Below are 8,053 nucleotides of genomic sequence, written 5' to 3'. Positions count from 1 at the left end.
GGGTTGTTGCGGCAGATGCATGGGGAGGGGGTTGTCGGGGTTGTTTGAACTTGGCGGCCTTTTGGATTGAGTACATATCCGTTGCTGCGGTAACGGCGGCTTATGGTTCCGCTTTTACAGCGGGTTACTTTTGGCAAACGCCCGGAGTGCCGGCCCAGCCAAAAGTAACCAAAAGGTCTCGCCCCTTTCGTACGGCCCCTCGCCAAGGCTCGGGGTTCCTTCGCTCCGGCATTCCGAGGGGGCGGGTGGATCAAGATCAAGAGCTGCAGGCGAGCTAACGCTCGGCCTATAGGAGCGAGCATGCTCGCGATGGACGTCAACGATGACGTGGGGTGTCTGGATGTCCTCGTTGTCCTGGCCTTTTTTTCGCGAGCATGCTCGCTCCTACAGAGATCTTCTGCGGTCACAAGTCCCGGGTTAAACCGCAGGAGCGAACCCGCTCGCGTTAGCGGTAAGGGATATGCTGTGTTCCGACAGCCCTGTTTAAAACCCGTCAGCCTCTATTCCTCAAAGCCACGCTGCCTTGCGTCGTTGCCTACAACTACGCCAGAATCCGCCGGCTTGTGAGTCTTGTACCCGGTCTTTATCGTTTCGCGGTCGCTGCAAATTCAGCGACCGGGTTTAGCAGCCCGGTAAATTTCAAGGCTCGCCAGTGTCACCTTCAGATCAGTCCGATCTGCTATTTGGTGGTTGTGCGTGGGGCACTTCGGTGCGCCGGGTTCCTTGATCCCTGGTCTGCTAACCCGCGTACAGCCGCCACCCAATCCGTTTAGCAGCGACGTGTGGCGACTCCATTGATCAAGGAGCTTGACCATGTTCAAACCCACCCCAAACCCCCCGCAATCCGACGACGTTTCCCCCGACCGCACACGGGACCTCTACCTCAATTCCGCAAAAAAGCCGGGTCTACCGCGCAACCCCAGCACGATGTTTGTCATCGCCCCCGATATCAACACCGAAACGCTATTGGCCCACGCCTGCGAATCCCTTGCCTCGGCCAGCATCATGGCCAGTGACCTCGCGGGGTTTCTGGAGAGCCCTCATCGCAATGCGCTGCTGGGCATTGCGCAGATCATCATGTTGGGTGAGCTGGCGGTGAACCGGGCGCTGGATAATCTCGATCCGCAGGAATAACTCGGTAGAAGCAACAACAAATAAACCTGTGGGAGCGAGCTTGCTCGCGATAGCGGCAGCACATTCAACATTGATGTGTCTGACACACCGCCATCGCGAGCAAGCTCGCTCCCACAGGTTTCCATGCCTCGTGGTCGATCTCGGTCTTCGCGCAAACAGAGCACGTACATTCAATTTTTTCTCCCTCCGTCCCGGCACTATCGAATCCAGTTTTTCATTTGTACGGATAGGCCATGGACGTTTCGCGACACGATGATCGGGCGCAAGACTGGGGGCTGCTTTTCCTGCGGGTCAGTGGCGGGTTGTTGCTGTTGTGGGTGCATGGATTGCCAAAGCTGCTGCACTACCGTGCCGAGTTGCCGAACATCGAAGACCCTTTCCACCTGGGGGCGAACCTGACGCTGCTGCTGGCGATTTTCGCCGAGGTGGTGTGCCCGCTGCTGATCGTCGCCGGGTTGCTGGTGCGTCTGGCGTGCTTGCCTATTCTGTTTGTGTTGTGGGTGGCGATGTTGATTGTGCATCCGCAGTGGACTCTCTTCGAAGGCCAGTTCGGCTGGCTGTTGCTGATTGTGTTTACCAGCATTTTCATCGCCGGGCCGGGACGGCTGGCGCTCAACGTTCATTTCGCCGGAGCCTTGCGTCATGTCTGAATCCAATCACCGCGAGCCTGCCAATCCCGGGCCTGACGAGGTGGTGACCCTGGTCGTCAAGCACCGGGTCAAGGCCGGTTTCGAAGTGCCTTATGAAGCCTGGCTGCGCAACATCGTCAAGGTGGCCGCGCAGAATGTCGGGCATCTGGGCGTGGATGTGGTGCGTGGCAAGAGCGCCGGTCTCGACACTTACACCTGCGTGCTGCGTTTTTGCTCGACCGAAGCGATGCAGCGCTGGCTCGATTCACCGCAGCGCGAGGAACTGGTCAACCAGGCCGCGCCGATGCTGGCCGATGGCGACCAGACCGAGGTCAATCCGGTCAACGAGTTCTGGTTCTCGCCCCAGGCCGAGGCCGGTACGCCACCGCCACGCTGGAAGCAGGCCGTGGTGACGCTGCTGGTGATCCTGCCGCACACCTTGCTGGTGCCGCTGCTCTGGGGGCCGCTGCTGCGGCTCAACGCATTTCTTTCCAACTACGTGGTGGCCACGTTCCTGATCACCCTGACCATCGTGCTGTCGGTGGTTTACCTGTTCATGCCCATGGCGACGCGACTGTTCGCGCCCTGGCTGTCTCCCTCCACATTGCATGAGGAACCGTGATGAGCGCCGATCTGATTCTGTTCAATGGTCAATTCCATACGGTTGACCGTGACAAACCGCTCGCCAGCGCCGTGGCGATCAGGGACGGGCGTTTTGTCGTGGTCGGCAGCGATGCCGATGCCATGGCCCTGCGCGGTTCAGGCACGCAAGTGATCGACCTCAAGGGGCGCTGCGTGATCCCCGGGCTCAACGACTCGCACTTGCACCTGATCCGTGGCGGCCTGAACTACAACCTCGAACTGCGCTGGGAAGGGGTGCCGTCCCTGGCCGACGCCTTGCGCATGCTCAAGGACCAGGCCGACCGCACGCCGACACCGCAGTGGGTGCGGGTGGTCGGTGGCTGGAACGAATTCCAGTTCGCCGAGAAGCGCATGCCGACCCTGGCGGAGCTCAACCAGGCGGCACCGGACACGCCGGTGTTCGTGCTGCACCTGTACGACCGCGCCTTGCTCAACCGCGCTGCGTTGCGCGTAGCCGGCTACACCCGCGACACGCCGAACCCGCCGGGTGGCGAGATCGTGCGCGACGCCAATGGCGAACCGACCGGCATGCTGGTGGCGCGGCCGAACGCGATGATTCTGTACGCGACGCTGGCCAAGGGGCCGAAGCTGCCGCTGGAATATCAGGTCAACTCGACCCGTCAGTTCATGCGCGAACTCAATCGCCTGGGCTTGACCAGTGCCATCGATGCTGGTGGTGGTTTCCAGAATTACCCGGACGATTACCAGGTGATCGAACAGTTGGCCAAGGACCAGCAACTGACCGTGCGTATCGCCTACAACCTGTTCACCCAGAAACCCAAGGAAGAGTTGACCGACTTCAAGAACTGGACCGGCAGCGTGAAGCTGCACCAGGGCGACGATTTCCTGCGGCACAACGGCGCCGGGGAAATGCTGGTGTTCTCGGCGGCAGACTTCGAAGACTTCCTCGAACCGCGCCCGGACCTGCCGCAAACCATGGAAGCCGAACTGGAGCCGGTGGTACGCCACCTCGTCGAGCATCGCTGGCCGTTCCGTTTGCACGCCACCTACAACGAGTCCATCAGCCGCATGCTCGACGTGTTCGAGAAGGTCAATCGCGACATTCCGTTCAACGGTTTGCCGTGGTTTTTCGATCATGCGGAAACCATCACCCCGCAGAACATCGAGCGGGTGAGGGCGCTGGGGGGCGGCATTGCGATTCAGGATCGCATGGCGTTCCAGGGGGAATATTTTGTCGAGCGTTACGGCGCGAAGGCGGCCGAAGCCACACCGCCGATCAAACGCATGCTGGCCGAAGGTGTACCCGTCGGTGCCGGCACCGACGCGACGCGGGTATCGAGCTACAACCCATGGACCTCGCTGTACTGGATGGTCAGTGGCCGTACTGTCGGCGGCATGGAATTGCACGCCGAAGGCCTTTCGCGCCTGACCGCACTGGAACTGTTCACCCACGGCAGTGCCTGGTTCTCGTCGGAGCAAGGCAAGAAGGGCCAGATCAAGGTCGGGCAATTGGCCGACGTCGCCGCTCTCAGCGCGGATTTCTTCAGTGTCGATGAAGAGGCGATCAAGTGGATCGAGTCGGTGTTGACCGTGGTCGGCGGCAAGGTGGTGTACGGCGCCGGTGACTTCGAGAAGCTCGGGCCGGCCAGCGTGCCAGTGCTGCCGGACTGGTCGCCGGTGGTGAAAGTGCCGGGCCACTGGCGTCCGACGTCGCCGATGCAGGCCCAGGTTCACCACTGCAGCGGGCCGTGCGCGGTGCACGCCCACAGCCATGAGCGGGCGCGCCTGTCGAACGCGCCGGTCAGCGATTTCGCCGGTTTCTGGGGCGCCTTTGGCTGCTCGTGTTTTGCCTTCTGACAAATTTAAAAAGCGTCGGCCCTACAGGACCGCGCTGACTGCAACAACCATCCATCAAGGAGTTTCCAATGAGCAACGTTCCATACAAACGCCTGAACAAAGACGATGCCGTGGTATTGCTGGTCGACCACCAGACCGGTCTGATCTCGCTGGTGCAGGATTTCACGCCCAACGAATTCAAGAACAACGTACTGGCACTGGGCGATATCGCCAAGTTCTTCAAACTGCCGACCATCCTCACCACCAGTTTCGACAGCGGCCCGAACGGTCCGATCGTGCCAGAGCTCAAGGCGCAGTTCCCGGACGCGCCGTTCATTGCACGCCCGGGCCAGATCAACGCCTGGGACAACGAAGACTTCGTCAAGGCGATCAAGGCTACCGGCCGCAAGCAACTGATCATTGCCGGTGTAGTGACTGACGTGTGCGTAGCGTTCCCGACCCTGTCCGCCCTTGCCGAAGGCTTTGAAGTGTTTGTGGTGACCGACGCTTCCGGCACCTTCAACACCACCGTGCAACAAGCGGCCTGGGCGCGCATGTCGGCCGCCGGTGCACAACTGCTGAACTGGTTCTCCGTGGCCTGCGAGCTGCAAGGCGACTGGCGCAACGACATGGAAGGCCTGGCCAACCTGCTGTCGGAACGCCTGCCGAACTATCGCAACCTGATCAACAGCTACACCAAATTCACCGCCAAGTAAGTACGTTGCACCTGTACCTGTACCTGCACCTGCACCTGCACCTGTACCTGTACCTGTAGGAGCGAGCATGCTCGCGATGAGGCCATCAGATCCAACATCTTCGTTGGCTGATGCACCGTCATCGCGAGCTTGCTCGCTCCTACAGGGCTTTGCGTGAGCCGCGGTTCAGCGACTCTGCAACCAACTCAAAAACCCTCCTTTCCTGACCGCCACCGGTTTGGCCATCAACGCCATCCGGCTGTTCTGCTGTCGCACCGCTTGCAGCTTGTTCAATGCCCGGTCGACTTCCCGTCGTTGCTCCATGCAACTGCGGGTCAGGGATTTGTCGAGGCGGTAGATGATGCTTGAGGTCATGGCGGTGAACCGTGCCTGGGACGGCGTGTCGGCGAGGATGCTCTGTTCGCCCATGACTTCACTCGGCCCCATGCGCCCAGCCTCGATCTGCGTGTTGCCGTCAGGGACCGTGGCGCTGACCACGCCGGTGGCGATGACGAACAGGCTGTCCGGCACTTCTTCCAGATCCAGCACCACATCACCGGCCGCGTATTGCTGCGCCACCATGTTCCGGGCCAGGCGATCACGCTCCTCGGCGCTCAGGGAACGGAAGATTTTCACTTCATCGAGCAAGGCCCGTGCGCGGGTCGACGGCTCGATCACGCCATCGGGCTGCCGGGAAATGCCTGCCGCTTCGAGGTGCCGATGGGCCAGGTCGAACAGTTGATTGCGCACTTCGCCCTTTTTGCGGAGGTCGGCGATGAAGCCACTGGCCACGTATTCGGACATGGTTTCGCCGGCCTCCTTGAGCACGGCTTTCGGCGGTGGATCGAGCAGCAGGCTGCTGCTGCCCTGAAGGGTACGGTCCAGGGCATCGAGCACCCGACGTGGGCGAATGTGGTTGGGCACCTGGATGCTGATCGACACCCCGTGCAGGTTGGTCGGGCGGCTGAGGTTGACGATCTTCGCCTTGGCCGCCACCGAGTTCGGCACCACGGCCGTGCTGCCAGCGCTGGTCAGCAGATGGGTGGCCCGCCAGTCGATGTCCAGAACCTTGCCTTCAACGCCGTCGATGGAAACCCAGTCATCGACCTGATACGGCTTGGTGGTGTTGAGCACGATGCCGCAGAACACGTCGCTCAACGTGCTCTGCAATGCCAGACCTACAACGATGGCGACGACGCCGGAGGTCGCCAGCAAACCTTTCACCGGCAGCTCCAGTACGTAGCCGGCGGCGGCCACGGCGGCAGCCAGGAACACCAGGGCGCCGATGACATCCTGCAACAACCGGCCGCTATGGCCGATGCGTCGCATCAAGGCCAGGCCGATCACTTCGGTCAGTACCCGTGCGGCATACAGCCACCAGAGAATCCCCAGTGCCGTGGCCCCGAACTGCGTCACGCGGTCATCGGTAAACGATGGTGCCTGCAACGGGCTGACGCCGGCGTTGATGATCACCGCGCTGAACAGCAGGAACAACGCCAGGCGCACACCCACCCGGATGACGCGATGGTTGAAAGGCGCGAGGTGCCAGAGCAGGGCGTCGATGGCCAGCAGCAGGGTGCCCAGGGAAAGCAAATGCTCAAGGAGCAAGGACATGGGGAAACTCCATTTAAGTGTTTGCGGCAAAAGATCGCAGCGCCTGCGGGGAAGGTGATATCAGCGCCGCGAACGAAGTTTAATGCTGTGCCCGAAAGGGAAAAAGCCGCTATAAAGTGTCTGACTGTCAACCGGGATGTGACAATGAACCCTTTCGAAGATATGCGAATTTTTTGCCAGGTCATGGACTCCGGCAGCTTCACCGCAGCCGCTGATCAACTGGGCCTGTCCAAGCAGTTTGTCAGCCGCCGCTTGATGCAACTCGAAGAGCGCCTGGGCGTGCGCTTGCTCAATCGCTCGACCCGGCGACTGGATGTCACGCCGCTTGGGCAGAGTTATTACGAGTCAGCCTTGCGCCTGCTCAATGAAGTCGAACAAGTGGAGCAGGGCATTGCCGGCCAGACCACCGAGCCACGCGGGACCCTGCGTGTGAGTGCGCCGCTGTCGTTCGCACTGGCGCATCTGGGGTGCCTGTTGCCGGTGTTTTTGCAGCGCTATCGCGACGTGACCGTAGAGATGGATTTGAGCGATCGTCCCGTGGATTTGCTCGGTGAAGGCTACGACCTGGCATTGCGCATCGGCACACTGGAAGACTCGACACTGATCGCCCGACGCATTGCCTCCATTGAACGGGTGTACTGCGCAAGCCCCGCGTACCTGGCCGAGCGCGGCACACCGCTCAAACCTGAAGACTTGCACGGTCATGACTGCCTGCCCTACGGCCATGGTCGCCAGGTGCAATGGCGTTTTGCGGGGCAGGGCAAGCCATTGAGCGTCAATGTCGGCGGGCGGATGCGGGTCAACAACGGTGAATTACTCAAGGACGCGGCCATCGCTGGCCTGGGGGTCACGTATTTGCCGACGTTCATCGTCGGCTCGGCCCTGCAGGATGGACGGCTGGTACAAGTGCTGGGGGATTGGCGGCCCGAGCCGCTGACGTTGTCGGCGGTCTATCCGCAACACCGGCAGAGTTCGCGGCCGGTGCAGGCGCTGGTCGAGTTTTTGCGCGAGGAATTGGATCAGTCCGAGGGTGGGCTGTAGAGTGGCTGATGTGTGACTCACATTGACCCCTGTGGGAGCGAGCCTGCTCGCGAAGGCGGAGTGTCAGACGACTTCAGTGTTGAATGACACAACGCCTTCGCGAGCAGGCTCGCTCCCACAGGGTTTTGTGTTGTATGGAAGTCAGTAGGCTTCAGCTCCTTTTGTCATCGCCGGGCTCGGCATGGACGCCGCGGTCATCACCGGGCTCGCCGTTGGCATGGACACCGCGGTCATCACCGGGCTCGCCATTGGCGTGGACGCCGCGGTCATCGCCGGGCTCGCCATTGGCGTGGACGCCACGGTCATCCCCGGGTTCATCATGAGTGCCGCTGCGCCCGGAGGACGAAGCCGTTCCGGAGTGGCTCGAACCGCTGTTGGCACTGCCATGGCCGCTGTTGCTGCCATGGTCGCCGCTGTGGCCGCTTCCGCCGTGACTGCCGCCACCGCCGCCATTGCCACCGCTGCCGCCACCACCACCGCTGCCGCCGCCGCCACCACCAC

The 8,053-nt window shown here is 61.5% G+C and carries 7 protein-coding genes and 1 pseudogene; 6 read left to right on the top strand and 2 right to left on the bottom strand.

What is annotated here, in order from left to right:
* Positions 1-813 precede the first annotated feature (813 nt).
* From CAG47_RS27520 to ycaC, 5 genes are all read left to right on the top strand, one after another.
* A complete protein-coding gene (locus CAG47_RS27520; RefSeq protein ID WP_085729434.1) occupies positions 814-1,134 on the top strand; it encodes a DUF6124 family protein in 321 nt (106 codons plus the stop codon).
* Positions 1,135-1,367: 233 nt separating this feature from the next.
* On the top strand, positions 1,368-1,784 hold the full coding sequence (locus CAG47_RS27515; RefSeq protein ID WP_085729433.1) for a DoxX family protein: 417 nt from the start codon (positions 1,368-1,370) through the stop codon (positions 1,782-1,784).
* Positions 1,777-2,385 (top strand): antibiotic biosynthesis monooxygenase, encoded by a 609-nt coding sequence (locus tag CAG47_RS27510; protein WP_085729432.1) that lies wholly within the window; start codon positions 1,777-1,779, stop codon positions 2,383-2,385. The genes CAG47_RS27515 and CAG47_RS27510 overlap by 8 nt, the downstream gene beginning before the upstream one ends.
* Positions 2,385-4,223: an amidohydrolase gene (locus tag CAG47_RS27505; RefSeq protein ID WP_085729431.1), complete on the top strand. Its 1,839-nt coding sequence runs from the start codon at positions 2,385-2,387 to the stop codon at positions 4,221-4,223. The genes CAG47_RS27510 and CAG47_RS27505 overlap by 1 nt, the downstream gene beginning before the upstream one ends.
* A gap of 68 nt (positions 4,224-4,291) precedes the next feature.
* Positions 4,292-4,918 carry an isochorismate family cysteine hydrolase YcaC gene (gene ycaC / locus CAG47_RS27500; RefSeq protein ID WP_085729430.1) on the top strand — a complete coding sequence of 209 codons (627 nt, stop codon included), beginning with the start codon at positions 4,292-4,294 and terminating at the stop codon, positions 4,916-4,918.
* Between the two features lie 165 nt (positions 4,919-5,083).
* On the opposite strand, the gene CAG47_RS27495 is transcribed toward ycaC, so the two are convergent.
* On the bottom strand, positions 5,084-6,511 hold the full coding sequence (locus CAG47_RS27495; protein ID WP_085729429.1) for a mechanosensitive ion channel family protein: 1,428 nt from the start codon (positions 6,509-6,511) through the stop codon (positions 5,084-5,086).
* 144 nt (positions 6,512-6,655) lie between these two features.
* On the opposite strand from CAG47_RS27495, the gene CAG47_RS27490 reads away from it, so the two are divergent.
* Complete coding sequence (locus tag CAG47_RS27490; protein WP_085729428.1) at positions 6,656-7,552, top strand: LysR family transcriptional regulator; 897 nt, start codon at positions 6,656-6,658, stop codon at positions 7,550-7,552.
* Positions 7,553-7,703: 151 nt separating this feature from the next.
* On the opposite strand, the pseudogene CAG47_RS29200 reads toward CAG47_RS27490, so the two are convergent.
* Positions 7,704-8,053 (bottom strand): annotated as a pseudogene (locus CAG47_RS29200) (hypothetical protein); the annotation flags it as partial.

Origin of the sequence: Pseudomonas sp. R37(2017), assembly GCF_002113375.1 — a bacterium.
Taxonomy (GTDB): domain Bacteria; phylum Pseudomonadota; class Gammaproteobacteria; order Pseudomonadales; family Pseudomonadaceae; genus Aquipseudomonas.
The sequence above is the reverse complement of the archived record's forward strand: the minus strand, read 5'-3'. Positions and strand labels throughout refer to the sequence as shown.

Coding starts and splice junctions, on each gene's coding strand:
- CAG47_RS27520 (WP_085729434.1), top strand. CDS start 814: ATGTTCAAACCCACCCCAAACCCCCCGCAATCCGACGACGTTTCCCCC.
- CAG47_RS27515 (WP_085729433.1), top strand. CDS start 1,368: ATGGACGTTTCGCGACACGATGATCGGGCGCAAGACTGGGGGCTGCTT.
- CAG47_RS27510 (WP_085729432.1), top strand. CDS start 1,777: ATGTCTGAATCCAATCACCGCGAGCCTGCCAATCCCGGGCCTGACGAG.
- CAG47_RS27505 (WP_085729431.1), top strand. CDS start 2,385: ATGAGCGCCGATCTGATTCTGTTCAATGGTCAATTCCATACGGTTGAC.
- ycaC (WP_085729430.1), top strand. CDS start 4,292: ATGAGCAACGTTCCATACAAACGCCTGAACAAAGACGATGCCGTGGTA.
- CAG47_RS27495 (WP_085729429.1), bottom strand. CDS start 6,511: ATGTCCTTGCTCCTTGAGCATTTGCTTTCCCTGGGCACCCTGCTGCTG.
- CAG47_RS27490 (WP_085729428.1), top strand. CDS start 6,656: ATGAACCCTTTCGAAGATATGCGAATTTTTTGCCAGGTCATGGACTCC.